Origin of the sequence: Pantoea sp. FN0305 (assembly GCF_050113845.1) — a bacterium.
GTDB classification, from domain to species: Bacteria; Pseudomonadota; Gammaproteobacteria; order Enterobacterales; family Enterobacteriaceae; genus Mixta; species Mixta alhagi.
In genome coordinates this window covers 55646-80593 of record NZ_JBNJSN010000004.1, presented here as the reverse complement: position 1 = coordinate 80593, position 24948 = coordinate 55646, and the positions used below count along the sequence as shown (strand labels likewise).

Here is a 24948-nt window from a genome sequence, read left to right as displayed (position 1 = left end):
CGTTCCGGTGCGCCGTCTATAACAGAGATAAATGCCTGATTTGCTCCCGGGTTACCAGCAAATGATTAAAGGGAGGAAAATTTTACGGTCATTATCCTTTCTTCATTAAGGCTATGACGCACAACAAACATTTACACAAGCGTTTTGGGAGAACCAAGATGATCTCATCGTTTCGTTGGTTAGTGCTGGCTGTGATTTCTGGCGCGATGTTGCTTGTTGTTATCGACATGACAGTACTTTATACGGCACTGCCACGTTTAACCCACGATCTAATGGCCTCGGCTAACCAGAAGCTTTGGATAGTAAATTCTTATCCGTTGACCATGGCTGGACTACTTATCAGTATGGGCGCGTTGTGCGACCGATACGGTGCACATCTGTTTTTTAATGCCGGATTGATCATTTTTGGCCTGGCTTCAGTTATAGCGGCCTTTGCTCCCTCTCCGGAGCTATTGATTATAGCCAGAGTATTACTTGGCATTGGCGCATCGGCCATGATGCCTGCCACCTTATCTATCGTACGTAAGACATTTAACGATCCTGCCGAACGCTCTTTTGCCATCGGCGTATGGGCCGCTGTAGCATCAGGCGGTGCAGCTCTGGGTCCGGTTGTGGGCGGTATACTGCTTGAATATTTTTGGTGGGGATCCGTCTTTCTCATAAATGTTCCTGTTGTCCTTATTACACTGCTTTTCTCCGTTAAGCTCATTCCGCCTGTTACGGCCAATCCAACCCGTGTTTTTGATTTTATCGCGGCTGGCCAGATTCTGCTGGGGATGACCGGATTGGTGTATGCGATGAAAGAATTCAGCAAACCCGACCCGCAACTGAGCCACTTTCTTGTGGCAGGTGCCGTCGGGGCAGTAATGACCGCTAAGTTTATTCACAGCCAAAAAATCTCCCCTGCACCTATGTTAAACATAGCAATATTTAAAAGTCGTCTATTCAGTGCGGGGGTTATTACAGCTTTAATTGCTTCAGCATCTCTTACAGGCATTGAGCTGGCAATAACGCAGCGTCTTCAGCTTATTCTGGACATGTCACCTTTACGGGCCGGGCTGTATATTTTACCGCTACCTCTGGCATCCTTTTTCATAGGCCCCGTAATTGGCTATATTATTCCTTATACAGGCTCAATAAGAGCAATCCTTTGCACATTACTCATTTCAGCAGCAGGCGCGGCAGTTTATCTGTTTTATTATGATGCTGGCCTGTGGTTGTCAATCATATCGCTTTCCATCGTGGGCGCAGGGTTAGGAGGTGCAATGACTGCAGCCTCGACGGCTATCATGTTGAACTCACCGGAAAGCAGCGCTGGCACCGCCGCTTCGGTAGAGGGCGTATCTTATGAATTAGGTGGTGCTATTGGTATTGCTTTGTTAGGGGGCTTTATGTCTGCGGTATATATGCATTTTATGTCTGGGGTCCCTTCTATACCCGCTAGCGCAAAAGACAGCATTGATGGTGCCCTACTGCTTGCTCAGGAGATGGCTTCCTCACAGGGTGAGAAATTACGTAATTTGGCAGAAGAGGCTTTTCTTAAGGCATTTTTTGTGGTTTTTAGCATAGCTATTTTCATTCTGCTTGCCACCTGCTTAATTTTAGGTGGATGGACGCGCCATATATATCGTGCATCTGAAGAGGAGATGTCTTAGGAATCAGGGAAGTCATTGTTAACTATATTATGCTCGCCCTCCGGTTATCATCCTGGCGAGAACGGAGAGCGACATCATTGTGATATTTTATAAAAGCGTATTTCCCTTTAATATTATGTAACCTGGACATATAAATTAAGGAGCATTCCATTATGGGAAAATAAAATATCACTTGCTCCCCTCCTGACAGAAAAAGTTGACTGGTCATATTGCCAGTCTGCTATGTCTTTATCGGCAGAGTTGTCTGAGGTAGGCCACCTGCTATTCGTTTTCCCGGTTTGGTGGTACTTCATGCCATCAATGCTTAGAGCCTATCTTGGCTGTGCTTGAAATTATGGCTAATAATTATAGCTGTACGGGTCAGCACGCTGAGAAAAAGAATACCCGTAGCGATTTTGGGTTATCATTTGATTGATCCTGTGGAAATTTTGTGTAAAGTTAAACGCGGTTCTGGTTTGACGTTTCTGATTTTTGACAGCCAGCTAACTTTCATCGCCTGCCCTGCATACCGATTCCGCAGGCATTTTGGTTCCTGAAGGTGCACACGCCGCCGTAAAGGAGTTTTAAAAAACATTATGCGTATTACGCCACCCTGAGTTATCTCCCTCTCTGTCGCACTGAGTAGCTTCAGTCGCACACAAAAACATCCCGTCTGCGGATGTGCTTTTTTGTACATAAAATTTTGCCCTCTCGGGCTGACTGCATTCAAAAATTGAGAAAAGACTATGTTGCTGTCCTCGACGCGTAAGGACTGGCTGGGTAACGTCCGTGGCGACGTACTGGCTGGTATTGTTGTCGCGCTCGCGCTTATTCCTGAAGCGATCGCTTTTTCTGTCATCGCGGGTGTAGACCCACAGGTCGGACTTTACTCCGCGTTCTGTATTCCTCTTGTTATGGCCTTCTTCGGCGGTCGCCCGGCAATGATTTCATCATCAACCGGAGCCATGGCGCTGCTGATGGTGACGCTGGTGAAAGATCATGGCCTGCAATATTTACTTGCTGCCTCGGTGCTAACCGGCGTCCTGCAACTTGCCGCCGGCTATCTGCGGCTTGGTAGCCTGATGCGCTACGTGTCGCGCTCGGTGGTGACCGGTTTTGTCAACGCGCTGGCGATTCTGATATTCCTGGCACAGTTGCCAGAACTGACCAACGTTACCTGGCACGTTTATGCCCTGACCGCCGCCGGTCTTGGCATCATTTATCTCTTTCCCTGTCTCAATAAAACCCTCCCTTCGCCGCTGGTTTGTATCGTGGTGCTGACCGCTATTTCCCTGTGGTTGCATCTGGATGTCCGCACCGTAGGCGACATGGGCAAACTGCCCGACAGCCTGCCGGTATTCCTTATCCCGGATATACCTTTTAACCTCAATACTCTGCTGATTATCCTGCCTTACTCTGCGGGGCTCGCCGTAGTAGGACTGCTGGAGTCCATGATGACGGCCACTATCGTGGACGACATGACGGACACGCCAAGCGATAAGAACCGCGAGTGCAAGGCACAGGGCATTGCCAATATCTGCACCTCATTTATCGGCGGCATGGCGGGTTGCGCAATGATTGGGCAATCCGTTATCAACGTGAAATCCGGCGGGCGCGGACGCCTTTCCACACTCACCGCTGGCATGATGCTGCTCTGCCTGATTGTCTTTTTACGTGACTGGGTGGCGCAGATACCGATGGCGGCGCTGGTCGCGGTAATGATTATGGTTTCCATCAGCACGTTTTCGTGGCGTTCAATTACCGATCTGCGGCGACATCCGCTCTCGACCAGCGTGGTGATGCTGGCCACCGTAGCGGTGGTCGTGGCTACGCATAATCTGGCGTTTGGCGTTCTGGCCGGGGTGCTGATTGCCGCGCTGAACTTTGCCACGAAAGTGGCCCATTTTATGGTGATTAACTCATCGCTAAGGAAGGATACCCGCACCTATATCGTCAGCGGGCAGGTATTTTTTGCCTCATCTGACCGCTTCACCAACCACTTCGACTTCCACGAGGCGATTGAACGTGTGGTGATTGACGTAACGCACGCCCACTTTTGGGACATTACCTCAGTAAGCGCGCTGGACCGCGTGGTGATGAAGTTCCATCGCGAAGGAAAGAAGGTGCAGATTCAGGGAATGAACGCGGCAACCCGTGCCCTCGTTGAACGTTTCGGAATACATGATAAACCGGAAGAGGTAGAAAAACTGATGGCGGGTCATTAAGCCATAGGCGGCAGACCCGTCTGGCGCTCAGGTCGCAATTAACGGCCTGAACCACCCGGCTTTTATGATAACCCCCGCCGTCAGCATCCTGCGCCTGGCCGACCATGACTGCCGGCCACATCTGCTGCTTTCGCTTTCTGATCGCGATCGCAGCGAAGTTGCTCGCGCACTTTCCGTGCTGGAGCAGGCGTAAACCCTATTGTTCAGTGACCAGCGCGCCGCTTTTCCTCAGCCGTTAAGCGGCGATGCGCTTTCCAGCCTGCGGTCAGAAAGATTTATCAATCAATCCATCCGCGCATAAGATAAAGCATCTCTGCATAATCGTATCCCGCTTCAACGCCCCGAAATGATGCCAGTCGCTTTACGCCATCAAGTGAGATGAGCGCATTTTTTGTCGCAGACATCTGCGACTGATGTTCTGCCAGCATCGCCAGTTTCGCCGCTAAATAATCGCTGATATTGATATAGAGCGCGCCACGCGAACTGTCCCAGGATGAGGAGTTGCCCCACCCGGCAGCCGGATACTCATACGCAGCGATCAGGCGCAGCGAGCGTTGGTTTTTGGTAGGGCGTGTAGCGGCAATGCAGCAGTTATAAACCCACTGATGCTCCTGATGAAACGAGGGAACCGGCAGCAGCAGCAGCTCAGGCTGAATGTCTTCAATAAGCGTATCCAGCTGCTGAACACAGGCTGACTGGCTTGAAGAGGCCAGATCGAAGCACTCCCCCTCGTTAACAAAATTCAGCACGGAATAGTGCGCTCCGGCGCTGTTCATAGCGGCGGCCAGCTCCTGATGGCGCTGGGAAGCAGGAACATAACGCTGCCCACGCAGATGGGTTTCTCCTTTCAGTATCACCACCGCAATATGCACCTCAATACCGGCGTCGATAGCTCTGGCGATGCTGCCACCGCAGCCCAACTCTGCATCATCAGCGTGCGGGCTGATGATCAGCCAGCGTCGGTAAGAAAAAAGCTGTTCCATGATCAGTTCACCCCTTTCATACCGGCCACCACGCCGAACGTCTTCAGAAAAATATAGATATCCATCCGGGCGCGACGGCGGCGGCTGTAATAGCGATCAATCGCCACGCGACGGTGATAAGGCAGATCGTCTCGCCCTGATACCTGCCACAGGCCGGTAATACCGGGTTTTACGGAACAGTAATAGCGGTAACTGCGCCCATATTTATCTTTTTCGTAGGCCGCGATGGGACGCGGTCCGATAACCGACATATCGCCCCGAAGTACATTAATAAACTGCGGAAGTTCATCGATGCTGGTTTTACGGATGAAGGCGCCGAAACGGGTGACGCGCGGATCGTTTTTTACCACGCTGTAGAGCTGCAGCTCATGCCGGATACGCGCCTGTTCAGCAGCAGAAACTTTCTCCATCGGCAGCATGGAGGTAAATTTCAGGCAGTAAAAGATTTTGCCGCCCTGCCCCATTCTGGGATGGCTAAACAAGGGTTTCATGCCTGTTAGCCACAGAATTAGCGCCGTGATTAACATAAACGGCATTAGCAGGAGCAAACAAAATGAGGCAACAAGGATATCGAAAAAGCGTTTCTTTATCGTCATAGCAACCTCTGAAAGGCTTCAGCCATCCGCCATGTCAAAACATCACGCAATCTAAAGATACAGATTGAAATATAAGCAAAATCAAGTAAACCTACTCAGATCACATGGTGAAAACCTGAAGATAATATCCAGTAATTTCAAAAGATTACGCAGAGAAAAAACAGGAATATTCAGATTTTCCTTACTATTGCGGGAAATAAAACATCGGAGGGGATGGCTTTTAGCAGGTGAATAAAAGCGGTTTATTGCCTGTTTACCCTTGTGTAGCGCTAAAAATAGCGTGCCGATCAGCCGCACATAAGTGAAGCTGATCCGTTGAGGCTTGTTTACTGTCTCATTCCTATGGCAAGCCGGTTAAAGGCTGACATAAGCGAAACGGCGAAAGTGAGATCGGAAATTTCAACGTCGGTAAAAAACTTATTGAGCGGTTCAAAGTCGTTATCAGAGGCAAATGTCTCATCAACCCTGACCAGCGCTTCTGCCCATTGCAACGCGGCTTTTTCTTTATCATCGAAGTGGTGGCTGACGCGCCATCCGGCAAGCGCATCAATCTTAGCGTTCTCTACTCCCGATTCCCGCAGTGATTTCGCATGCATTTCAAGACAGAAGGCACAGCCGTTCATTTGAGAAACGCGCAGATAGATAAACTCAATAAGCACCTTTCCCAGAGAGCTTTTTTCTAACGCTTTTTTAGTGGAAACAAGGCCCATATAAGCGTCGTTAGAGAGTTTGAAATAAGGCAGACGAAGCGTGGTCATGATCTCTTCCTTTTGAAGTGAAGTTCAAAAGACTATCACCCTGAAAAAACACCATTTTCTCTCTGGTGCTGTCAGAACGCCACGCTTCTGATTTATGCGAACCAAACTGCTTATAAAGCGTGCAGATCGAGATGCTGATCGGTGAGATAACACGCCTGACGCCAACGCCCTGGAAACCTTCCGTCTGTTTTGGCTTTATGCTGATTCCCGCACCACCAGTTGGCCGGAAAGCGTGATGCGTTGCGGAGGGAGATCCGGCTCGCTCAGCTTGCGCAGGATCAGGGCAGCGGCCTGTCGGCCTGTCTCTTCGCTGGCAGAGGAGACATAGGTGAAGGATGGCGAGGTAAGGTTAACATGCAGCATATCTTCGAAGCCGAGCAGCGCCACCTGTTGCGTGAGAAACACATCTTTGCCAGGCGTACGACCAACCTGATAAATGGCGCTGATACTGCCAATCATCGCATTGGGTGAATGACAGAGCAGCGCTGTAATCGTGTTGTTATTCTCCAGCAGATGACGCGTTACCTGGCTTGCCGCCTGGGTACTTTCAGCGCAGGCGGGCGTTAATGTCTCCCGAAGCGCCATCCCGTACTGTGCCAGGGCGCTGCTAAAACCCAACAGACGCTGCTGGCGAATCCGATCGTTCTCCGTGCCGCCGATATAGGCGATATTACGGTGTCCGCGTTCAATCAGATAGCGGGTAGCCAGAGAGGCTGCCTGCCGGTTATCTCGCATCACTAAATTACAGCCATCCTGTTGCAGGGATTGCGAAACCACCACCAGCGGCAGCGCACAGCAGCGGATCTTTTCCGGCAGCAAGGCGGCAGTGACATCTGATGCCAGATAGATCACCCCCGCGACGCCCTGCTGTTTGAAGGAGAGCAGACAACGCTCAAGCGCGTCGCCTTCATCCTGTGGCTGTCGCAGAAATACCATATAGTGCTGGCGTTCCAGCTCCTGCACGATACTCGCCATCACTTTAACAGCAAAGCTGTCGCTGAAATCAGGCACAATCAGGCCAATCAGGTTGGAAGTATTGGCGCGCAGATTGGCGGCGGCCACATTATGCACATAGCCCAGCGCACTCATCGCTTCATGCACCCGCGCTATGGTGGCAGCGGAAATTTTTCCTTTCTGACGCAGCACCAGCGAGACGGTTGAAACCGACACGCCAGCCTGTTTAGCGACCTCAACGATGCTAACCCTTTTCACATTTTCTCCCTGAAGGTGCGGCTTATCCGCCAGAGTAAAGCCTCCTGAGAAAAGTCAGGAGGCTTTTTTTACTGCCCGCCTCGCTTATTTGCCCAGCATCAGAGACATTTTCTGGGCGATAAACTGCGCCCGTGAGCCAAAGATCACCTGAATGCCTCTCTCACCGACAAATACCACGCCACGCGCCCCCAGTGCGTTCAGCCCATCTTTATCCACCTTCCCGCCCTGGGCAACTTCAAGACGCAGACGAGTAATGCAGGCGCCCACGGAATCAATATTGCGCGCGCCGCCCAGCAGAGCAATGATCTCCGTAGCCAGTTCGTCGTCTGTTTTATCACTGGCATCGGCAGTGACATCTGCCCGACCCGGGGTTTTGATATCAAAACGGCGGATCACAAAGCGGAAAGTAACGTAGTAAATCAGCCCCATCGGCACCCCGATGATGATGGCATTAAGGAAGTTAGTCTGATACCCGTTAAACGAGGGCAGGATGCCAAACGAAATATAGTCAATCAGCCCGGCAGAGAAAGATTTGGCGATATGCGCATGCATCAGATACATACACATATAGGAGAGCCCGGCCATCACTGCGTTAAACACATAGAGGATCGGCGCGACAAAAATAAAGGTAAATTCAACCGGTTCGGTAATCCCGGTCAGGAAGCAGGTCAGTGCAGCGGAGAACAGGATCCCCGCAGCGATTTTTTTGTTTTTGGTTTGCGCCTCATGGTACATCGCCAGGCAGGCCGCCGGCAGTGCAAACAACATTAACGGGAATTCGCCCTGCATGAATTTACCGGCATTCTGGTAAGTATCGCTGCTAAAAGATTTCGTGCCCTCTTCCAGCATTTTAAACCAGATGGTCTGGTCGCCATGAATAACTTGCCCCGCCTGGGTCGTGTAATCCCCGAACGAATACCAGAAAGAGGGATACCAGATATGATGCAGCCCAAGCGGGATCAGCGCACGTTCCACCAGCCCGAAAATAAACGTCGACGCTGCCTGGTTATCGCCGTTGACCACTAGCGACAGCGCATCAATACCGGACTGAATATATTGCCAGATATAAGGCAACAGCAGACCCAGCAGGAAAGAGAGAAACGCGGTGGCAATAGCGACAAAGCGTTTGCCTGAGAAAAAGCCGAGAAACTCCGGCAACTGGATGGTGTGAAAACGGTTGTAGCACCAGGCTGCCAGAATGCCGCACAGCAGGCCGCCGAATACACCCATTTGCAGCGTAGGAATGCCGACCACCATTGCATACTTTCCGCCCTGTGCAGCCATTTCGGGGGTAATCGACAATACGGTGCCGATCGTCATATTGGTAATAAACACCGAGACGGCAGCCGAGAGTGCAGCAATCCCTGATTCAGAAGCCAGCCCCACGGCGGAGCCAATAGCAAACAGCAGCGGCAGGTTATCGAAAATCACCCCGCCCGCATTCATCATTAGCGGTAAGTGAAACTTATCCCCGAACGCCAGCAGCAGCCCTGCGGCGGGCAACAGAGAGATAGGCAGCATCAATGCGCGCCCAATCATAGAAAGCTTAGACAGCGACTTCACAAACCCTGATATCACACTCATTTTCTTCCCCGGGTTAAGGCCGTTACCTGCGCTAAAAACGCGCTGTTATTGTAAGTAGAACGTTTTATTAGAACGTTCTACCATCGTGAAATAAGTGATAACGGCGTGCAACAAAAATTTTACGCCCGGTCATAGGGAATTATGATTGTTTGAAGTCCATCAAAGATCGCGCTGGCGCTTATTCTATTTGCAAAGCTAAAGCCAGCCAGAAACGGACTTGCCAGACGTGCGCCATTAACCTACCATTAGTAACTTACTGTTGGTAGGTAACCTGAAAATGAGGTCATTGATATGCACGCACTGATCGTTTCTGCCCATCCCGATAGTCAGTCACATACCCAGGCGATAGCTTCACAGGTGGCCCAGGGCGTTGCCGCCAGCGGCACACATACTTTTGAGCAGGTCAACCTCGCTGCGGAGCAGTTCGATCCGTGTTTCAGCCTGGCTGACTACGAGCAGTTTAAACATGGCTCGCCATTACCTGCTGATGCGCTGGCCGAACAGCAGCGGCTAAACCGTGCTAATGCGCTGGTGCTGGTCTATCCCGTTTACTGGTGGTCATTTCCGGCACAGCTAAAAGGCTGGATCGACCGGGTGTTTACCCAGGGCTGGGCATATGAAGAAGCCGGGGATAAGGTCACTGGCAAGCTTGGACATCTGCAGGTGCATCTTCTGGCGCTGGGCGCAGCCACCCCACGCACTTATCTCCGTCGCGGTTATTTCAGCAGCATGCGCACCCAAATTGACCTGGGTATTTTTGGCTACTGCGGCGCGCCGGTGATAACCAGCGAACTGCTGCTGCCTGCCGATGAAAACTATCCCGACGCGCATTACACCCTGGCCTATAATCTTGGCCGACAGTTGTTTGAACAGAAGGAAAAGATATGAATCAGGCTTCACGCCAGCGTATGACTCATCAGGCCAGACGACTGCAGCTGTTAAGCGTTGCATGGGATCTGGTACGCCAGGAAGGCACCGATGCGCTCACGCTGGGCCGCGTGGCTGAACAAGCAGGCGTCAGCAAGCCGGTAGTGTACGATCACTTCAGTACGCGTCACGGCTTGCTGGCTGCGCTGTACGAAGATTTTGATATTCGTCAGAACGCGCTTTTCGATGCGGCTATGGCGGCGGCGGGCCACAGGCTACAGGACAAAGCTGCGGTGGTGGCCGCCAGTTATGTGAATTGTGTGCTGACGCAGGGACGCGAAATCCCTGATGTTCTCTCTTCGCTGGACAGCACCCCGGAACTTGCCGAGGTTAAACGCCAGTATCAGCTCAATTTTATCGAAAAGTTTCGCAGCTGGTTTGCAGCCTTTGTTGCGCCCTCCGGCATTCCTCTGGCTACCATGTGGGGATTGCTGGGGGCGGCAGATGCCATTTCCAGTGCGGTGATTTGTGGTGATATCAGTCAGCAGGAAGGATTGCAGGAGCTTACCGCACTGATTATCACGACGATCGAACGCAGCCGCTAACGCATCATTGCCTGCTCATCGGGGCACAGTGAAGACGTCTGCCCGCAAGCTGCGGGCCTGCCTGGAAACCATTATTCAGCGCTGCGTCAGACTGACCACTACTCGCTAATGGCAGAAACGTTCCGCCAGTCGCTTATCAATGGGAAATCGCCTGCCTTTCCAACTCGGCAGGCGGTAGTAAAGCAAGGGCCTGTTTCATCCGACGAGTCTCGTCGCCTGGGCTACGGCCAAAGAAACGACGAAATTCACGGTTAAACTGCGATGCGCTTTCATAGCCTACCTGCAGCGCAGTTTTTGCAGCGGGGAGATTGCTGCGTATCATCATCAGCCGGGCCTGATGTAGCCTGACAGATTTAATGTACTGTATCGGCGATGTGTGGGTAATAGCCTTGAAATGAATATGAAAACGCGGCACGCTCATTCCTGCTTTTTCCGCCAGCATGGGCACATTTAACGGGCTTTGCCACTGCTGATGTATATGATTTAGCGCACGCGCAATGCGGCCAAAGTGCCCCTGACAGGCTAGCGCAGCGCGGATAGCGCCACCCTGCTCGCTCATCAGAACACGAAAATAGAGTTCGCGTAGCAACGATGCGCCCAGCGCCCTGGTCTCCAGCGGAGATTGCAGCGCCTTCAGCAGCCGATGCAACACATCCAGCAAAGGCGCATCAAGCGGCGTTGAAACCATCCCTTCCGGTGCAGAAACAAGCTGCTTTCCCGACTCCCCAACCAGCATAAGAAGCTCCGTCGCCAGCGCCAGGTTAAGCTTTACCGCCACGGCCAGCATCGGCTCTTCCGGCGTGGCTTCTGTTTCTGAAGAAAAAGGTAAAGGCACCGAGAGCACCAGAAACTGCTGCGCATCATAGTGCCAGATGCGATCGGCGAGATAGCCTCGCTTACGCCCCTGGCAAACAATAATAATGCTGGGTTCATAGAGCACTGGTGTACGTTCGATGGGCTGGTCCGCACGCATAAAACGCACCTCCTCCAGCAGCGAAGCGGTATAGCCTTCCTGCGGTGCCAGCACCTGAAGAGACTGGCAAATTTGCTGCTGTATAGCTGACATCATTCCGTTATCGTCCCGACGATAAGAGGTCAGGCAATATTAGCCTCTTTCTATTTGCCAGCAATAGCGGTCGCAGTGATAACGAGATAATCAGGCAATACTTAGTGAGGAATAGCGCTATCCGGGATGGTGGGATTTTTTTAAGCTGAAGGCTCAACGATTTTATGGAGCGTAAAACCATGAGCCAGACAATTTGTGGAAACAACAAAGTCATCATTCTGACCGGCGCCAGCAGCGGTATCGGTGAAGCAACTGCCCGCCTGCTGGCGGCTGAAGGCCATATGCTGATTGTAGGCGCACGCCGTCTCGATCGTCTTGAAACGCTGTGCGCCGAACTGCGCGCCGAAGGGGCAAGCATTGATGCGTTACAGTGTGATGTGCTGGAGCGTAGCGCGCTGCAGCGGTTAGCCGGTCTGGCTATGGAAAAATATGGCCGCATCGATGTGCTGATTAATAACGCGGGGGTGATGCCGCTGTCGCCGCTGTCAGCGCTGAAGGTAGAGGAATGGGAGTTGACGCTGGATGTTAACGTGCGCGGAGTGCTGTATGGCATTGCAGCGGTGCTTCCGGCTATGCAGGCGCAGGCGTACGGCCATATTATCAATGTTGCCTCCATTGGCGCTCACAGCGTCTCGCCCACCGCTGCCGTTTATTGCGCCAGCAAATATGCCGTTCGCGCCATCTCTGACGGGTTGCGGCAGGAAACCGATAAAATTCGGGTAACAGTGATCTCGCCGGGCGTGGTTGAGTCGGAGCTGGCCGATATTATCAGCGATGACACAGCGCGCCAGGCGATGCAGACCTTCCGGCAGGTAGCACTGCAACCAGAGAGCATTGCCCGCGCAATGTCATATGCCATCGCTCAGCCTGATGAAGTGGACGTCAGTGAAATCATTGTGCGCCCTACCGCCAGCCCTTACTAACCTCACGCACCGTTGCCAAACGCAGGCGTAATGTCCGGTAGCGAGCAGTTTGTTTGTGCTTAATGTGTAACATAATTTTAGCAACGCAAAGCGCTAATCCAGCAGAAAAGCTGTAGAACCGGCGCTTTCCGGCCGGTTTCTGGTAAATCAACGTAAAAGAAAAAGTTAAGTTTCTGGGTAGCGCTTTTTTCAGTTATAAAACAGAATATTCAGAACTTTTCCCCTTAATCTAGCGTGCTAATAAAAATGAATCGCAAACTGGCTCAAACGTTATTGCTTGTCTCTTTTATTGCTCTTGCCGGTTGTTCTTCATCTCCGGGTAAAAACTCAGCAACAGCGCAGGATTCAGCCGATGCCAGCGCGCAAGGCGATCAGGCTGATTTGATTCCAGTGATTGCGGCTCTGCACGATCAAATGCATACCTGGCACGGCACGCCTTATGAATGGGGCGGCACGAAATTATCAGGCGTGGATTGCTCTGGCTTTGTCTGGAGAACGTTAAAAGACCGCTTTAATTTACCGGTTGAACGGCTCACTACGCGCGAGCTTATTCATATGGGCACGCATGTTAAGCCAACGCAATTGCGCCCCGGTGATTTAGTTTTCTTCCGCATCAATGGCGGAATGCATGTCGGCTTTTACGATACCGACCGGCATTTCCTGCATGCTTCCACCAGCAAAGGCGTGATTCGCTCCTCGCTGGACAATCCTTACTGGCAGTCCGTTTTTTATCAGGCGCGTCGGTTGAATAAAGAATATGATGCCGGCATCAGCTTAAATAATGACGGCATGAGCTTAAGTAAAAGAAACTAACCTGTTTTTCTTCGGCGCGGCGGCGTAAGCATAACGCTGTTTCCGCGCCGCTGATTTTCTGCGCCTGGTTTTACGCTTACTTTACATCACACTCACACAGCGCATCAGGGAGGTCACCATCCCGGCGCTGGTAAGCGGGAACCCGATACGCTCGTGATATTAGTGTCTGAGCAAAACTGACGCAAAGGGATTGCGTGGCTGGCAAGGCGTGGTTTGCTCTGGGTCTATTTCACCACTTTGATGGTAAAGATCACCACGCCAAAAATTTGCAGCCCCTTTTCGCTATTCAAAACAATAGGCCGATAAGCCGGATTCATCGGCACCAGTTGCACATTCGGCCGTAGCTGGAGCTTTTTGCTGTAAACTCCCCTACTACCGCCGCTATCACAATATCTTCATGCTCTGAGGTTAGCGAACAACCCACCACCAGCATATCATCATCACTGATGCCGCCCTGGATCATTGAATCGCCGCTTATCCTGACAAAACAGGTGGCGCTGGGTCGCTGCACTAACAGATCGTTGAGATCAAGACGCTGTTCAATATGATCCTGCGCCGGAGAGGGAAAACCACATGCTACCCGCCCGATAAACAGCGGCAAATGCAAAATAGCACGCAGTTCAGCAGATCTGATGAAATCCATAACAAATAACCCTGATAAAAACTGTATACAATCACAGTAAACGTAACAGGTGGTTTTGATCAAACGCAGCGCGTAAAGGCGAAAATCGCCTTTCACAGGCGATAGATCATTTTACCGCTTCGCTAAATCTCTGCTTTTTCAGTATTAACTGAAATTTAAAATTTGATAATGTCTAAAAATAAGCCAACAACTGTAATATCAATTAATTATAAAACTACAACAATTTAGCTTGCCTTGACACCGGAAGCGTCCGTGTTAATGCTTAGGAAAAAACTTATTATAAATTGTTGTGGAGAATGCGATGCCTCTGAAAGTACTGTCCATGATCCCTGCGACCGGTGCCACCATTAAAACCACGCGTCAGGCAGCTGGCCTGACGCAGGCGGAAGCGGCAGAACGCTTTGATTACAGTTTGCGTGTATGGCAAAAGAAAGAGTCGGAAGCGGAAGCCAGCAAGAACGGAGGACTAAGTCAGGGTGAATATGAACTGCTGCTTTTGCTGGCGGGGAAGCATCCCGATTATCTGCTGACGCCAAGAAAATAAGAGGTGTTAAAAAATAAGATGTATAGCCGGTAAAGGGCGTCTGACAAGGGTTCGGGCGTTACGAGGGGAAAAAGAGACAAAGGGTTGTTGTTTACCCTGTAAAGGCAAAGCAATAACCGCAAGGATTATTTATCGGTGGCTTATTTTGCCTTCCATACGATTAGCGTAGCTGGCTGTCTTTACTGCCGCGCCGATTATAAAGGCTGAGGTTTTGTTGTTTCTTATCCATCTCACTTTGGCAAGCAAGACAAAAGCGTACGCCTTTAAGCGCCTTTCGTCTTGCTTCAGAGATTTCCTCGCCACACTCCTGACAGTAACGTTCACTTTCGCCCTGTCCAAGAGCCTGACGGACCCGCTCTACGCCATCATTGATGGTGCTATCAATCTGTTCATTTACGGCTTCGTCAGAAGCCCAACCGCTGGCCATGATTTCCTCCTGATCTGATGATTAAGATTAAATATGGTTGCAGGTGTCCCACACTTCAAGTCGCCGGGCATCAGCAAAACGCAGAGAACCCGCTTTTCAGGGAAAGGACAACAAAAGAAACGATTCAGGCAGCCTGGGACGTCAGGTAACTTACAAGCATGGGGGATTTACAAAAGATGCAGATGGCGCCATGGGGGTTACGCATTGAGACGTCGAACAACGAGATACGACATTGATGACCCTGACAACGAGAGCATCGGTATTTAATAGTTAAAATAAGAAAGCCTTAATATTTATTGAGTGATTCACCAGCTTAGCACCCTTCCTTGATGCTGTCTTGTGCTTGGTAATTTTTATTTTTATCGCCCAGTCCGCCGGTAACGTCAGATCGGGCGAGCACGGCGAAACGGAAAAGGAGCGGCCACGCAGTTCAACACTCTGGGACGGAGTATGAAATTAAAAAGGCCACCCAAAGGCGGCCTTAATATCTATTAATTTTTATAGTTTTTTCCAGAAAAGCGTAGTGCTGTTTCCAGAAAGGTTTCCCTGGTGCGGCAGCCGTATGGCTTTTTGCGCCGAACAGCAAAATGATGCTGTAACGGCTTTACTGTTGCCGGGCGGCCTGAACGGCTTTAGGCTGCCCGCAATCAACGAGGTCTATATTCCTTTAAAATAACTTATGTATCAACTCTCTTAAAGTACAGGTATGAGAGCTTTCCAAAAAATTTCCGCCTGGCGTTTTGTCCTGTATCTCACTCTTCCTTCTGCATCACTTTTACACAATAACCACTTATTTCATTTCGCAAAATAATCAATAAGTTAAATCCTGGCTGCTTAAAAGTTGCAATAAATTAACTGATTTTCAAGAAGAACAGTAAATTCTGACTATAATCTCTTGAGTAGAGTCGAGACTCTCACACTCAAAAAGCAGGATTTTTTTGTTGTCGTTTAATGGAGCAGTTATGGTTTGGTATGTACTTGACTCTATTGTCAGCCCCGATTCAGATACCGTTTTTTCGCTTGTCAGTTCGCCCTATAATCTGAAGTTTGTTTTATGGTACGGTTCAGAGTCTTACCTCTTCCCCGGCGACAGGCTGGAAACAACTGAGAATGGTTTGATCGTTAATGGGTATATTCAGCCTTTTACTATGCTTGACGTTTCTATATTTCGGGCAGTGTATTGGCAAAATCTCTATGACTACAATAAAAACTGCCCTGGTAATAGCCAGCAATCACACATCACCTGTGCTTATAAGCATAAGTGCCGAATAACAAAATGCCCTTTCGTTTCACACTGATCGCGCTTTAACATCTGGCACAAAGAGAAAGTCGCGTACCTTGCCTCTGCGTTAAAAGGTTTATGATCCGCTACGGAGAGATCTATATCAGGTGAGTCAGAGTAGCCAAATTGCTAAAAATTGAGGCCAAAATTAACTTTAGGAACAACAGCATCTTCCATAATATATGCCATTAAAAATTAAAAGAACGAGGAAGATTGCCGTTGCCCTGATATTATTTCATTCCTCCACTGCGGCCAACTTTTCTAATCCATATGGACAAGATGCAAAACGACATGTTCCGGGACGATGACAGGCTGAAGGTGGCCGCGTTCCATTTGCCGGACATCCAGTGCGGCTGGACAGTAATGCCCAGTTTGCGCGATTAAAAGGAAATACGGTAATAATCTTTACATTGCTGGCTATACCATTGACCAGTAATTCTTTTCCAGTCGAGGATAGTACATCTCCAGCCTGAACGATTGTCTCTCCCTGATACCAGATAATTAACTTCAGGTTTTTCCTGGTTATAACGCCGCTAAAAACCGTTCCTGTTAAAGGACACATCAGAGAATCCATGACGTTATAATGCATGCCGCCCTCTCTCACTCGTAAAAATCCATTAAATATCGCTAACTTAGCAATTCCATGTAACTATACAGTTATGTTTAACTGTGGGTGAAATACTATTTCACTTCGCTAATGTTTGAAAGGAAAATTCTTACTATTTAAATAAAATTAAACAGAGATCAATAAAACCAGGGTTTGTCTAATTAACTTTCTTTAGTAGATAAACAATGACGTTTAAGGACACTACTTGACATTAACTAAGCAACATATTCTGCATAATTTATTTTCATAAAATTCACGTTATTAAAAAGAAATAGCCTTTAAAAGATCTTAACCCCACTTAATCATGGTTTAAAGCCTTTCTGAATTAACAATAAACAACCTAAATGAAATCAATAAATTTGCGGCAACTAATCCTAAGCTAACAAATAGATTAGAAAGAAATTATTAGCAGGCTATACTAGTTACCTGCATCAGAAATCAGTAAGAAAATTACTTAATAAAAAATGGATAAATATTGATTTTGCGATATAACTTCAGCACCGGACGATAAAATATCATGTCATAACCTTATAATAGACATGGGTATATTGTCGCGATTTTCATGAGGTTACTTTCAGATAACAAACGCATGTGAAACGTTACCTTTTTTTAACTTTATAACGATATATTATTCACCGGAGATGCACTGTGAATCAGGAACAGGGAATTGAAAGTCAGATCGTCAACTACTTTAAACAGTCAGCGACAAAAGAAAGCCCTAATGAAGAGATATTGCGTACGCTGCTGGAAAAGATGGCCACCAAAAAACATGGACGTAGTGAAAAAAACATCATTGCCAGCCTGTTAGAAAAGATTGAAACAGAAAATGATCGCGACAGGCTTCAATTCTATCGTCAGGCGCTGGAACTATTATTACGTGGTGGCAGAAATTAATACTGCGCTGCGCCACAGACAGGTCGCATCATGTTAAAGGAGGTAAAATTACGGCGTTAGCCGTTATTGCTAACCACCCGACTGGGTAACGGGCAAATAACGGCATGGCCTGCAGACCACGGCTACACGCTTATTTATGTGAGATTAACGCAGCCAGAACACGGCTTTAACAGGGCGAAACCACCCTTTTCGTAGCGGCAGGATGAGCGAGTAGTTTATTACGCGGCCTGACAGGTCGACGTACCAGCTCACCTCCGCAGTTAGGGCATCGCTCCTGAAGCCGGGTTGTGGCGCAGCTGCGACAGAAAGTACATTCAAAAGAGCAGATCATTGCCAGCGGTGATTCCGGTGGGAGATCGCAATCACAGCACTCGCAATTCGGTCTTAATTCCAGCATGGCCGCCTCCACAGCGATGATTTCAACCCGTAACAATATTGGCACAGAAGCCAGAAAAAAGAAGCATGCTCTTTTTTTACAGCAAAAAATAAGGCCACCGCAGGGTGGCCTTGTGCAGCTTGCAAAATGAACAGCGCTAATCAGCGTTCAGCTTATTTAACCGTGCCCGCTGGCGGTACCGTACCGGAAATCTGCTCACTCTGCGCGCCAGATCCCGGACGGGCTGGCCCCAGTAATGGCTCATCACCGAGGATTTCAGGTTTTTCTTTAGCGGTAAACTGCCCTTTGCCATCATAAGAAGGGCCTTCGCTCCAGCGACCTTTCGGCAACGGTTTATCCAGAGACGTGTTCAGACAATAATAAGAATGCTCTGTTGCCTCATTTTCCTGTGGGAAGCTGTTAGGAATAGGCAGAGAGGCGTTCAGACCACCCATATCTTCTATCACCGCCAGCCATTGCTGCTGGTGCATGGTATCGCGGGCGATCAGGAAGGACAGGAAATCTTTCATGCCTTTATCTTCAGTCATGTTATACAGGCGGGTAGCCAGCACACGCCCTGTCGCCTCGGCCGTGACGTTTGCCAGCATATCTGCCGCAACGTTACCTGAAGCATAGATATGGCTCATATCAAAAGGCATGCCGTTAGCATTCACCGGCATGGCCGCCAGACCTGAAGAAAGAATATGACGTGGATTCATGCCGCCAAGAATGGCATTCACCACTGGATCTTTGGCTGAGGCTTCCTGATAAGAAAGCGGCGCACCTTCAAGATTCAGCGCGACGGCATAGGCCAGCATTTCGATATGACCCAGCTCCTCCGTGGCGGTAGACATCAGCAGATCCCTGATACGTGCATCGCCGCGCGCGCCCATTGCCTGGAAGAAATACTGCATTGCTACGCGAATTTCGCCTTCTACCCCGCCGATAGCCTGTTGCAGCAGCATCGCGAATTCTGGATCGGGTTTTTCTACTCGTACCGGAAACTGCATTTTTGATGAGTGGTGAAACATACAATCCTCCTCTCTTGCCTGGTAGGTTGAAACGTCTAAAGCCTAAACAAGCCTGGAAGGTGTTTATGCATAAATCAAATATCAATAATAAAGATTCTCATTTGAGACATGCTATACAGCATCATTCTGTCTGGCTTCGTCTGGCCTGCAGCCCGATTATCTTGATGAAAGTTACCGTCATATTTGCGCATTATCATGCATTTTAACCGCCAGATGTTTCTTTAAACGGCAACAGGCAATGCCCGGACCTTATGATTATATTTAAGGCGTTTCCTATCAAATCGAAAGGTCTAATCACCGGAAATCTTCTCTCACCGGTTATTGCCCCATGCATTTGCCTGCACCCGGCCCGTATCAAAAAAACTAACCTGTCGGCCGGGGCGGAGCTGGTACTCCCCACGGTTCGTTCTATGCTGATAGAAGCACTTTCAGCGCTATAAATTGTCAGCGGCAAAATAATTAAAGCGATTCAGGAGAGTAAAAATGAATATTGCATGTCTGGGTTGGGGCTCGCTGCTGTGGAAGCCTGATCCGTTACCAGTCAGCGGCGAGTGGCACGCTGATGGTCCCTGGCTTCCGATTGAATTCTCCCGCATTGGCGATAATGGTGAACTGGCAACCGCTGTTTGTCTTAATGCTCCTGCTGTGCAGGTTTTCTGGGCGCTGTTGGCTGTTGATACACTGGAACAGGCTTGCAAAGCGTTGCGCCAGCGCGAACAGATCCCGCAAGACAGAAATGATGGCGTCGGCGTGCTGATTGCTCAGGGTTCGCCTGTTGGCCCGCTGGCAGAGTGGGCGCAGCAGCGTCAAATTGATGCGGTAATCTGGACAGCGCTACCGCCACGCAGCGCGAACAACGAAGGATTAGTTCCCACGATTGACGATGCCATCGCCTATCTTCGTAGCCTGGAGGGCGAGAAGCGTGAGCATGCACGTAACTACCTTGCTCAGGTGCCGCAACAGTTAGATACACCCTATCGTCGTGCCATTAGCCAACAACTGGGCTGGAGTGGTTAACGCAGGCCCGGGCTATTTGTACTGGACGGCCTTTCCTGTCCTCTCTTACAGGCAGGGCGCAGCGTCCAGAGCCCGGTTATCGGTTCAAGGGGCGAGATAGTCAGCAGCTAAAACGGTATACTTGCTTAGCGGTTAGCACGATCGCTGTTATTAACGCAAAAGAGGCGTTGTATGTTGCTTGAAAAATTAAAAAAACCTGAAGGCAAAAAGTTTCTGCTTTCGGTGCTGGTAATTTTTATCATTGCGCTGTCAATTCTTATTCGCGCTACCATTGGCGGCGTGATTGAAGAATACAACCTGCCGCTCTCAGCCTGGTCAATGCAAATGTATATCCTGCAGGGCGCGATGGTGCTGGTTTACACCACGGTAATTACACTTATCTTTTCTTTGCCGCTGGCATTCTATTTTTTGGGCGAAAAAGAGACACATTAACCAGCTTCATTAACTTTCTGCTCTCTCCCGACTACCGCCAGCCCTGCGCTACGGTAGTTGTAGTTTTCTGTTTAGCAACGGCCACCTGTTTTATCTGCAGCAATCCCCATCACAATGCTACCCAGTGAGAATTTGTTATGATATAACATTTCGCGCCCGTGGCGACTGTAGCGTTCGACGCTGTTAAGCGCCCGGTCAACTGGAACCTTTGGGAATGTTCAGGAGATAAAATGAAAAATATGCTGTTGAGCGCCACGCTTGCCATCACGGCGCTAACCTCTACCGGCCTGCAGGCGCATGAGCTATGGTTAAACGTACCGCCGGTCACGGCAGGCAATCCGCTACAAATTGAGATGGGATATGGGGAAAATTTCCCGCATGGCGAGCCGATCCCAGCCGCGCGCCAGGCGCTGTTTGCTCCGCTCAGGGTCACAGGCAGCGATGGCAAAGTCACTGAGTTCCCGATTAACAGCGAACAGTACAAATTCAGTCAGAACAACGCCGCCAGCGGATCCGTACTGGTGACGGCCACCTATAAGCCCGCTTTCTGGTCTCTGAAGCCTGACGGTGAGAAATATCAGTGGCGTCAGAGCAATAAATCTCAGTGGGCCGGCAGCTATTGCATGGAAAGCACCATGAGCGCTAAAACAGTCAGTTATGTCGGCGCGCCGGGAACTAACAGCGCTCTGACCCAGCCAACCGGCGTCCGACTGGAATTTGTGCCTGAGGTCGATCCCGCTACGCTCAAAACCGGCGATACGCTCACCCTTACGCTGTTAGCTAACGGAAAACCGCTGGCTAATCATGAAGTGGGTATTGCCATGGTGGATTTATCAGCTCCGCGTGATGCCGCTAAACCGCATGCCCACCATCATCATCATCATCACAGCGTGCATGCCAACCTGAGCCACCCGGCCCTGGCGCATACCTATGCTTATGAAAATGCAGCCATGAAAGATCGTACTGACAGCAGCGGCAAATTAAGCCTGCCCATTCTGAAAGCCGGGCAATGGCTGCTGATGACGGCTAACGATACGCCTTACAAAGATAAAGCGGTTTGCGATATTCACCTCGATCAAACCACTTTTGGCTTTTCAGTAGCTAAATAGTTTCTGATAACCTGGAGCGCGGCTCCAGGCTTTCATTTTAGTGCATCCTCATCCGCAACGCTCTGTGCAAATCATTAAGCAGTGTGAGCGGTTTCCTCTTCTGCTACGCTAAGCTGCTAACAATGTTTTGCCGCGTCAGACTGCGCTGACGCAACGGGAAACTAAATAAGAGGAGAATGACGCTGAAAATCTACACCTATCCTAAAAGCCGCTCGCTGCGTGTGTTATGGACGCTGGAAGAAATGGAGCTCCCTTATCAGCCCGTCCGGGTCGCCCTGAAGCCGGGAGAGCCAGGAATAAGATCGCCTCATCCTCAGCGTAAAGTTCCGGTGCTGGAAGATGGCTCATTTTTTCTGGCTGAAACGCAGGCTATCTGTAAATTTATCTGCACGAAATATGCCGGACGCGTGCTCTATCCGGTGCAGCCGGAGGAGCAGGCGATCATCGATCAATGGTTAAGCTTTGCAATAACCGAGCTGGAAGCGCCCGTGTGGTTAACATTAAAGCACAAGCTGCTGTTGCCTGAATCAGCGCGGGTGAAGGCCGTTGCCGAAAGCGCTGCGACTGATGCTCAAACAGCGCTGCGCCTGCTGTCGCAGGCCCGTTTGGATCGCTGGATCGCCGGTGAAAACTTTACCCTGGCCGATATTTTCCTGGCGCATAATCTTGCCTGGGCGCAGGCGGTTGGCCTGACGCTTAGCAAACCGTTAGCAGATTATGTAAAGCGCTGTTTTTCCCGTCCCGCCAGCCTTCGGGCAGTAGAAATGAATAATCGTTAAGATCCACAGGAAGGCGTGCACGCCTTCCCTTCCCTCAACACGTCTCAGACATTTTTCACTTCAACCAGTACCAGCGGATTTCTTTTTACTTTGCAGGCCTGGGTCCACGCAAGCTGGCAGACAGAACAGTAGTCATGCACCTCCGACTGATATTCATATTCAATATAACAACGAAACTTCTCACCATACGAACTAAGCCGGCAGAAGCGACGCGGTTCCAGCAGCTCGTCCAGTTGCAAAAAAGTCAGTGCGGAAGGATTATGGAATCCAACGCGAATACGATAAGTAGTCATGCGTCGATTATTTCCATAAAGCTCAGTCCAGGCCAGCTGATCGTACTTCTTCCTGAGATAGGCAAAAGCTTAAAAATCGTATTATGTCTGTTGAAACCATTAACATTCTGTACAAAAAAATCCCTTGTCTGTAGGATATTTTGCGTGTTTTAACCGGAGCCTTCAACGCGCCACGATAGCCGGAAATTAATAGATAAATAACGCTATGGAGAAAGTCATGACGCTGAAAAAATTGATGTGGCTACTGGCAATAGCCGCAGGCTTTACTGCGGCGATTCACGTATCCGATAGTCTGATTAACCAACAGATCGCCCAAATGGCAGAACAGGAAGAGTGACGTTTTTATCCGTGCGCTAAAGTTCCACCGCCGCGCGCCGATAGTCATCAAACCTGACGAGATAGCGCTGTGCCTGTGGGTTCGCCCTGCTCGTAAGGTGACTAATCACTGACGTAATCTTGTAAGCTGCTTGCCGGTATCGCTATCGGCCCTTCGGAAATGTCCAGCCCGCTTCGTGCGGGCTTTTTTATGGCGTTAACTCAGCGTCTTTTTGCTGCTGCCGACTGACCATTACAGCGCTACGACTTAAGGCTGATCCGTTGATGCCGTAAAAGCATAAGCTGTGCTTTACTTAAAAGTCCTTCCCCGGCGGCGAAAAGATCCATGAAAATCAGCAAAAAACTTTCCGGCACGTTTGTTCTGCACTCTTCGCTTGGCAGGACAATGATGATATTTATGCTGCTGCTGCTGACTGCAGTGTTGGTGGTTAGCGCATGGACGCTTGACCGCTCCTGGTCGCGTAAGCTGCAGGATACCGAGAGCAGCGCGGTCAACCTTTCTGTATCGCAGGCGCGCCAGGCAGAAGATACCTTTTTACAAACAGAAATCACGCTGCGTGCTATCCAGCGTGAGATTCCGGCTAGCGGTCCAACCCATGCGGATAAAGCAGCGCTAAACGCCGCACTGGCAGAGATGAAAAGCGGACTGCCGCAGTTGAATGGCCTGTTTGTCTATGATGCCCAGGGAAACTGGATCGCCACTGCCGCCGGCCAAACGCCAACCGGCATGAATAATGCCGATCGGGAATATTTTACTTACCATCGTAACAATCGTCATGGTGGTATCCATATCGGTCAGGTGATCCGCAGCCGTTCGACCGGCGAACTGGTGATCCCGGTTTCGATACGCCTGAATGATGCGGGCAACGGCTTCGTCGGCGTGGCGCTGGCAACGGTGCGGATTGAATCTTTTAAGCGTTTTTACAGCTATTTTGAGCTGGGCGAAGGTGACCTGCTGGCGCTGCTGCTGGATGACGGAACCGCTCTCTATGTCCGCCCTTTCCCGGATACTTTTATCAATCAAAGCCTCTCAGCCAGCCCGTTGTTTACCACTCAGCTGGTTCGTGCGGATCGGGGAAAAGGCACCTGGAACTCTGCGCTGGATGATAAAGTGCGTATTTTTGGCTATGCGCGCTCCGGTCAGTATCCATTGATTGTGGCGGCCGGATTCGATAAATCTGCGCTCTGGTCACGGTGGTTGCATGACAGCATGCCGGATTTGGTGCTAAACGGTACGCTGCTGCTGATCATCGTTTTGATCGGCACGCTGGTTCTGCGTCAGGTACGCACCAATGTAGAAAACCAGGTCGAGCTCACCACGCTGCGCGATGAGCTGACCACCATCAATCAAAGCCTGCAGGCGCTGGCGCTGCTGGATGGCCTGACAGGCCTGGCGAACCGTCGCCAGTTTGATCTTTTTCTGGGTCAAAGCCTGAAACGTTCAGGGCTCAGCGGCAAAGGGGTGGGATTAATCATGATGGATATCGATTTTTTCAAACTTTACAACGATACCTATGGTCACGTTGCTGGCGACAACTGCCTGCGGCGCGTAGGAGAGGCGTTGAAAAATCTCCCCCTGCGGCAAACAGATTTAATAGCACGCTACGGCGGTGAAGAGTTTGCGATTGTGCTGCCGGATACCTCGCCTGACGCGACCTTGCATATTGCACAAAACGCCGTTGACGCGGTACGCGAAGCGGCCATCCCGCATGAAAGCACCACATTAGAAGCGGGCGTGGTGACACTCAGCGCTGGCTGTATTGTTCTGGTGGGCAGTGATGACGCACAGGATGCGCAGCGCATTAAGGAAGGCGCTGACCATGCGCTCTATCAGGCCAAGCATAATGGCCGCAACCGGGCATTGATAAGCGAGGCGAGTGAATAATCTGCATGCTGCCGCCTGTTGCTGGCA

General features: G+C 50.1%; 28 protein-coding genes and 1 pseudogene. 16 read left to right on the top strand and 13 right to left on the bottom strand.

Going from position 1 to position 24948, the window contains the following annotated elements; genetic code table 11:
- The first annotated feature begins 158 nt into the window (after positions 1-158).
- The 4 genes from ACQE3Y_RS09500 (at position 159) to ACQE3Y_RS09485 (ending at position 4052) form a co-directional block, all read left to right on the top strand.
- On the top strand, positions 159-1655 hold the full coding sequence (locus tag ACQE3Y_RS09500; RefSeq protein ID WP_426972905.1) for an MFS transporter: 1497 nt from the start codon (positions 159-161) through the stop codon (positions 1653-1655).
- A 222-nt stretch (positions 1656-1877) separates the two neighbouring features.
- A complete protein-coding gene (locus ACQE3Y_RS09495) occupies positions 1878-1985 on the top strand; it encodes an NAD(P)H-dependent oxidoreductase (RefSeq protein ID WP_426981501.1) in 108 nt (35 codons plus the stop codon).
- A gap of 395 nt (positions 1986-2380) precedes the next feature.
- Complete coding sequence (locus tag ACQE3Y_RS09490) at positions 2381-3859, top strand: SulP family inorganic anion transporter (protein WP_426981500.1); 1479 nt, start codon at positions 2381-2383, stop codon at positions 3857-3859.
- A gap of 64 nt (positions 3860-3923) precedes the next feature.
- Positions 3924-4052 (top strand): hypothetical protein, encoded by a 129-nt coding sequence (locus ACQE3Y_RS09485; protein ID WP_426972911.1) that lies wholly within the window; start codon positions 3924-3926, stop codon positions 4050-4052.
- Positions 4053-4137: 85 nt separating this feature from the next.
- Here the strand turns inward: ACQE3Y_RS09485 and ACQE3Y_RS09480 are convergent, their stop codons facing one another.
- The 5 genes from ACQE3Y_RS09480 to ACQE3Y_RS09460 form a co-directional block, all read right to left on the bottom strand.
- Positions 4138-4842: a PIG-L deacetylase family protein gene (locus ACQE3Y_RS09480; RefSeq protein WP_426972912.1), complete on the bottom strand. Its 705-nt coding sequence runs from the start codon at positions 4840-4842 to the stop codon at positions 4138-4140.
- Positions 4843-4844: 2 nt separating this feature from the next.
- Complete coding sequence (locus ACQE3Y_RS09475; RefSeq protein WP_085071988.1) at positions 4845-5438, bottom strand: sugar transferase; 594 nt, start codon at positions 5436-5438, stop codon at positions 4845-4847.
- Between the two features lie 326 nt (positions 5439-5764).
- Positions 5765-6196 carry a carboxymuconolactone decarboxylase family protein gene (locus tag ACQE3Y_RS09470; protein ID WP_426972914.1) on the bottom strand — a complete coding sequence of 144 codons (432 nt, stop codon included), beginning with the start codon at positions 6194-6196 and terminating at the stop codon, positions 5765-5767.
- 195 nt (positions 6197-6391) lie between these two features.
- Positions 6392-7408, bottom strand: a complete 1017-nt coding sequence (locus tag ACQE3Y_RS09465) for a substrate-binding domain-containing protein (RefSeq protein WP_426972915.1) — start codon at positions 7406-7408, stop codon at positions 6392-6394.
- A gap of 84 nt (positions 7409-7492) precedes the next feature.
- Positions 7493-8992 (bottom strand): PTS transporter subunit EIIC, encoded by a 1500-nt coding sequence (locus tag ACQE3Y_RS09460; RefSeq protein ID WP_426981499.1) that lies wholly within the window; start codon positions 8990-8992, stop codon positions 7493-7495.
- 291 nt (positions 8993-9283) lie between these two features.
- On the opposite strand from ACQE3Y_RS09460, the gene ACQE3Y_RS09455 reads away from it, so the two are divergent.
- Together ACQE3Y_RS09455 and ACQE3Y_RS09450 are read left to right on the top strand one after the other, a co-directional pair.
- Positions 9284-9880: an NAD(P)H-dependent oxidoreductase gene (locus tag ACQE3Y_RS09455; RefSeq protein ID WP_426972919.1), complete on the top strand. Its 597-nt coding sequence runs from the start codon at positions 9284-9286 to the stop codon at positions 9878-9880.
- Entirely contained in the window at positions 9877-10464 is a 588-nt protein-coding gene (locus tag ACQE3Y_RS09450) for a TetR/AcrR family transcriptional regulator (protein ID WP_426981498.1), read from the top strand. The genes ACQE3Y_RS09455 and ACQE3Y_RS09450 overlap by 4 nt, the downstream gene beginning before the upstream one ends.
- Before the next feature lie 136 nt (positions 10465-10600).
- On the opposite strand, the gene ACQE3Y_RS09445 is transcribed toward ACQE3Y_RS09450, so the two are convergent.
- A complete protein-coding gene (locus ACQE3Y_RS09445; RefSeq protein WP_426981497.1) occupies positions 10601-11533 on the bottom strand; it encodes an AraC family transcriptional regulator in 933 nt (310 codons plus the stop codon).
- 176 nt (positions 11534-11709) lie between these two features.
- On the opposite strand from ACQE3Y_RS09445, the gene ACQE3Y_RS09440 reads away from it, so the two are divergent.
- Both ACQE3Y_RS09440 and ACQE3Y_RS09435 read left to right on the top strand, forming a co-directional pair.
- Entirely contained in the window at positions 11710-12453 is a 744-nt protein-coding gene (locus ACQE3Y_RS09440; RefSeq protein WP_426981496.1) for an SDR family oxidoreductase, read from the top strand.
- 246 nt (positions 12454-12699) lie between these two features.
- Positions 12700-13266 (top strand): C40 family peptidase, encoded by a 567-nt coding sequence (locus ACQE3Y_RS09435; protein WP_426972929.1) that lies wholly within the window; start codon positions 12700-12702, stop codon positions 13264-13266.
- Positions 13267-13490: 224 nt separating this feature from the next.
- On the opposite strand, the pseudogene umuD reads toward ACQE3Y_RS09435, so the two are convergent.
- Positions 13491-13909: pseudogene (gene umuD / locus ACQE3Y_RS09430) on the bottom strand (translesion error-prone DNA polymerase V autoproteolytic subunit).
- A 301-nt stretch (positions 13910-14210) separates the two neighbouring features.
- Between umuD and ACQE3Y_RS09425 the strand changes: the two are divergent.
- The gene (locus tag ACQE3Y_RS09425; RefSeq protein ID WP_085072009.1) at positions 14211-14453 is read left to right on the top strand and encodes a helix-turn-helix domain-containing protein; all 243 of its coding nucleotides are present in this window, start codon (positions 14211-14213) and stop codon (positions 14451-14453) included.
- A gap of 160 nt (positions 14454-14613) precedes the next feature.
- Here the strand turns inward: ACQE3Y_RS09425 and ACQE3Y_RS09420 are convergent, their stop codons facing one another.
- The 3 genes from ACQE3Y_RS09420 to ACQE3Y_RS09410 form a co-directional block, all read right to left on the bottom strand.
- Positions 14614-14880, bottom strand: coding sequence for a DksA/TraR family C4-type zinc finger protein (locus tag ACQE3Y_RS09420; protein ID WP_085072010.1), 267 nt, complete (start codon positions 14878-14880; stop codon positions 14614-14616).
- A 124-nt stretch (positions 14881-15004) separates the two neighbouring features.
- Complete coding sequence (locus ACQE3Y_RS09415) at positions 15005-15148, bottom strand: hypothetical protein (protein WP_426981668.1); 144 nt, start codon at positions 15146-15148, stop codon at positions 15005-15007.
- A 1249-nt stretch (positions 15149-16397) separates the two neighbouring features.
- Positions 16398-16751 (bottom strand): anti-adapter protein IraM, encoded by a 354-nt coding sequence (locus ACQE3Y_RS09410; RefSeq protein WP_426972931.1) that lies wholly within the window; start codon positions 16749-16751, stop codon positions 16398-16400.
- Positions 16752-17417: 666 nt separating this feature from the next.
- Here ACQE3Y_RS09410 and ACQE3Y_RS09405 point away from each other — a divergent pair.
- Complete coding sequence (locus tag ACQE3Y_RS09405) at positions 17418-17663, top strand: biofilm development regulator YmgB/AriR family protein (protein ID WP_426972932.1); 246 nt, start codon at positions 17418-17420, stop codon at positions 17661-17663.
- 166 nt (positions 17664-17829) lie between these two features.
- Here ACQE3Y_RS09405 and ACQE3Y_RS09400 read toward each other — a convergent pair whose 3' ends face one another.
- The gene (locus ACQE3Y_RS09400; protein WP_250652444.1) at positions 17830-18060 is read right to left on the bottom strand and encodes a DUF1272 domain-containing protein; all 231 of its coding nucleotides are present in this window, start codon (positions 18058-18060) and stop codon (positions 17830-17832) included.
- Here ACQE3Y_RS09400 and ACQE3Y_RS09395 point away from each other — a divergent pair.
- Positions 17951-18190, top strand: a complete 240-nt coding sequence (locus tag ACQE3Y_RS09395) for a hypothetical protein (RefSeq protein ID WP_426973094.1) — start codon at positions 17951-17953, stop codon at positions 18188-18190. The two genes, ACQE3Y_RS09400 and ACQE3Y_RS09395, sit on opposite strands and share 110 nt — an antisense overlap.
- Before the next feature lie 22 nt (positions 18191-18212).
- On the opposite strand, the gene ACQE3Y_RS09390 is transcribed toward ACQE3Y_RS09395, so the two are convergent.
- A complete protein-coding gene (locus tag ACQE3Y_RS09390) occupies positions 18213-19070 on the bottom strand; it encodes a manganese catalase family protein (protein ID WP_426972933.1) in 858 nt (285 codons plus the stop codon).
- 483 nt (positions 19071-19553) lie between these two features.
- Between ACQE3Y_RS09390 and ACQE3Y_RS09385 the strand changes: the two genes are divergently transcribed.
- The 4 genes from ACQE3Y_RS09385 to ACQE3Y_RS09370 all read left to right on the top strand — a co-directional run bounded on the left by ACQE3Y_RS09385 (position 19554) and on the right by ACQE3Y_RS09370 (position 22407).
- Positions 19554-20087 carry a hypothetical protein gene (locus ACQE3Y_RS09385; protein WP_426972934.1) on the top strand — a complete coding sequence of 178 codons (534 nt, stop codon included), beginning with the start codon at positions 19554-19556 and terminating at the stop codon, positions 20085-20087.
- 171 nt (positions 20088-20258) lie between these two features.
- Complete coding sequence (locus ACQE3Y_RS09380; RefSeq protein ID WP_250652441.1) at positions 20259-20519, top strand: DUF2534 family protein; 261 nt, start codon at positions 20259-20261, stop codon at positions 20517-20519.
- 230 nt (positions 20520-20749) lie between these two features.
- Positions 20750-21628, top strand: a complete 879-nt coding sequence (locus tag ACQE3Y_RS09375) for a DUF4198 domain-containing protein (RefSeq protein ID WP_426981495.1) — start codon at positions 20750-20752, stop codon at positions 21626-21628.
- A gap of 176 nt (positions 21629-21804) precedes the next feature.
- Positions 21805-22407, top strand: coding sequence for a glutathione S-transferase family protein (locus ACQE3Y_RS09370; protein WP_426981494.1), 603 nt, complete (start codon positions 21805-21807; stop codon positions 22405-22407).
- 44 nt (positions 22408-22451) lie between these two features.
- Here ACQE3Y_RS09370 and ACQE3Y_RS09365 read toward each other — a convergent pair whose 3' ends face one another.
- A complete protein-coding gene (locus ACQE3Y_RS09365) occupies positions 22452-22700 on the bottom strand; it encodes a hypothetical protein (RefSeq protein WP_426972940.1) in 249 nt (82 codons plus the stop codon).
- 661 nt (positions 22701-23361) lie between these two features.
- Here ACQE3Y_RS09365 and ACQE3Y_RS09360 point away from each other — a divergent pair.
- Positions 23362-24921 carry a sensor domain-containing diguanylate cyclase gene (locus ACQE3Y_RS09360; RefSeq protein ID WP_426972941.1) on the top strand — a complete coding sequence of 520 codons (1560 nt, stop codon included), beginning with the start codon at positions 23362-23364 and terminating at the stop codon, positions 24919-24921.
- Positions 24922-24948 lie beyond the last annotated feature (27 nt).

Coding starts and splice junctions, on each gene's coding strand:
- ACQE3Y_RS09500 (WP_426972905.1), top strand. CDS start 159: ATGATCTCATCGTTTCGTTGGTTAGTGCTGGCTGTGATTTCTGGCGCG.
- ACQE3Y_RS09495 (WP_426981501.1), top strand. CDS start 1,878: ATGTCTTTATCGGCAGAGTTGTCTGAGGTAGGCCACCTGCTATTCGTT.
- ACQE3Y_RS09490 (WP_426981500.1), top strand. CDS start 2,381: ATGTTGCTGTCCTCGACGCGTAAGGACTGGCTGGGTAACGTCCGTGGC.
- ACQE3Y_RS09485 (WP_426972911.1), top strand. CDS start 3,924: ATGATAACCCCCGCCGTCAGCATCCTGCGCCTGGCCGACCATGACTGC.
- ACQE3Y_RS09480 (WP_426972912.1), bottom strand. CDS start 4,842: ATGGAACAGCTTTTTTCTTACCGACGCTGGCTGATCATCAGCCCGCAC.
- ACQE3Y_RS09475 (WP_085071988.1), bottom strand. CDS start 5,438: ATGACGATAAAGAAACGCTTTTTCGATATCCTTGTTGCCTCATTTTGT.
- ACQE3Y_RS09470 (WP_426972914.1), bottom strand. CDS start 6,196: ATGACCACGCTTCGTCTGCCTTATTTCAAACTCTCTAACGACGCTTAT.
- ACQE3Y_RS09460 (WP_426981499.1), bottom strand. CDS start 8,992: ATGAGTGTGATATCAGGGTTTGTGAAGTCGCTGTCTAAGCTTTCTATG.
- ACQE3Y_RS09455 (WP_426972919.1), top strand. CDS start 9,284: ATGCACGCACTGATCGTTTCTGCCCATCCCGATAGTCAGTCACATACC.
- ACQE3Y_RS09450 (WP_426981498.1), top strand. CDS start 9,877: ATGAATCAGGCTTCACGCCAGCGTATGACTCATCAGGCCAGACGACTG.
- ACQE3Y_RS09445 (WP_426981497.1), bottom strand. CDS start 11,533: ATGATGTCAGCTATACAGCAGCAAATTTGCCAGTCTCTTCAGGTGCTG.
- ACQE3Y_RS09440 (WP_426981496.1), top strand. CDS start 11,710: ATGAGCCAGACAATTTGTGGAAACAACAAAGTCATCATTCTGACCGGC.
- ACQE3Y_RS09435 (WP_426972929.1), top strand. CDS start 12,700: ATGAATCGCAAACTGGCTCAAACGTTATTGCTTGTCTCTTTTATTGCT.
- ACQE3Y_RS09425 (WP_085072009.1), top strand. CDS start 14,211: ATGCCTCTGAAAGTACTGTCCATGATCCCTGCGACCGGTGCCACCATT.
- ACQE3Y_RS09420 (WP_085072010.1), bottom strand. CDS start 14,880: ATGGCCAGCGGTTGGGCTTCTGACGAAGCCGTAAATGAACAGATTGAT.
- ACQE3Y_RS09410 (WP_426972931.1), bottom strand. CDS start 16,751: ATGCATTATAACGTCATGGATTCTCTGATGTGTCCTTTAACAGGAACG.
- ACQE3Y_RS09400 (WP_250652444.1), bottom strand. CDS start 18,060: ATGCTGGAATTAAGACCGAATTGCGAGTGCTGTGATTGCGATCTCCCA.
- ACQE3Y_RS09390 (WP_426972933.1), bottom strand. CDS start 19,070: ATGTTTCACCACTCATCAAAAATGCAGTTTCCGGTACGAGTAGAAAAA.
- ACQE3Y_RS09385 (WP_426972934.1), top strand. CDS start 19,554: ATGAATATTGCATGTCTGGGTTGGGGCTCGCTGCTGTGGAAGCCTGAT.
- ACQE3Y_RS09380 (WP_250652441.1), top strand. CDS start 20,259: ATGTTGCTTGAAAAATTAAAAAAACCTGAAGGCAAAAAGTTTCTGCTT.
- ACQE3Y_RS09375 (WP_426981495.1), top strand. CDS start 20,750: ATGAAAAATATGCTGTTGAGCGCCACGCTTGCCATCACGGCGCTAACC.
- ACQE3Y_RS09370 (WP_426981494.1), top strand. CDS start 21,805: ATGACGCTGAAAATCTACACCTATCCTAAAAGCCGCTCGCTGCGTGTG.
- ACQE3Y_RS09365 (WP_426972940.1), bottom strand. CDS start 22,700: ATGACTACTTATCGTATTCGCGTTGGATTCCATAATCCTTCCGCACTG.
- ACQE3Y_RS09360 (WP_426972941.1), top strand. CDS start 23,362: ATGAAAATCAGCAAAAAACTTTCCGGCACGTTTGTTCTGCACTCTTCG.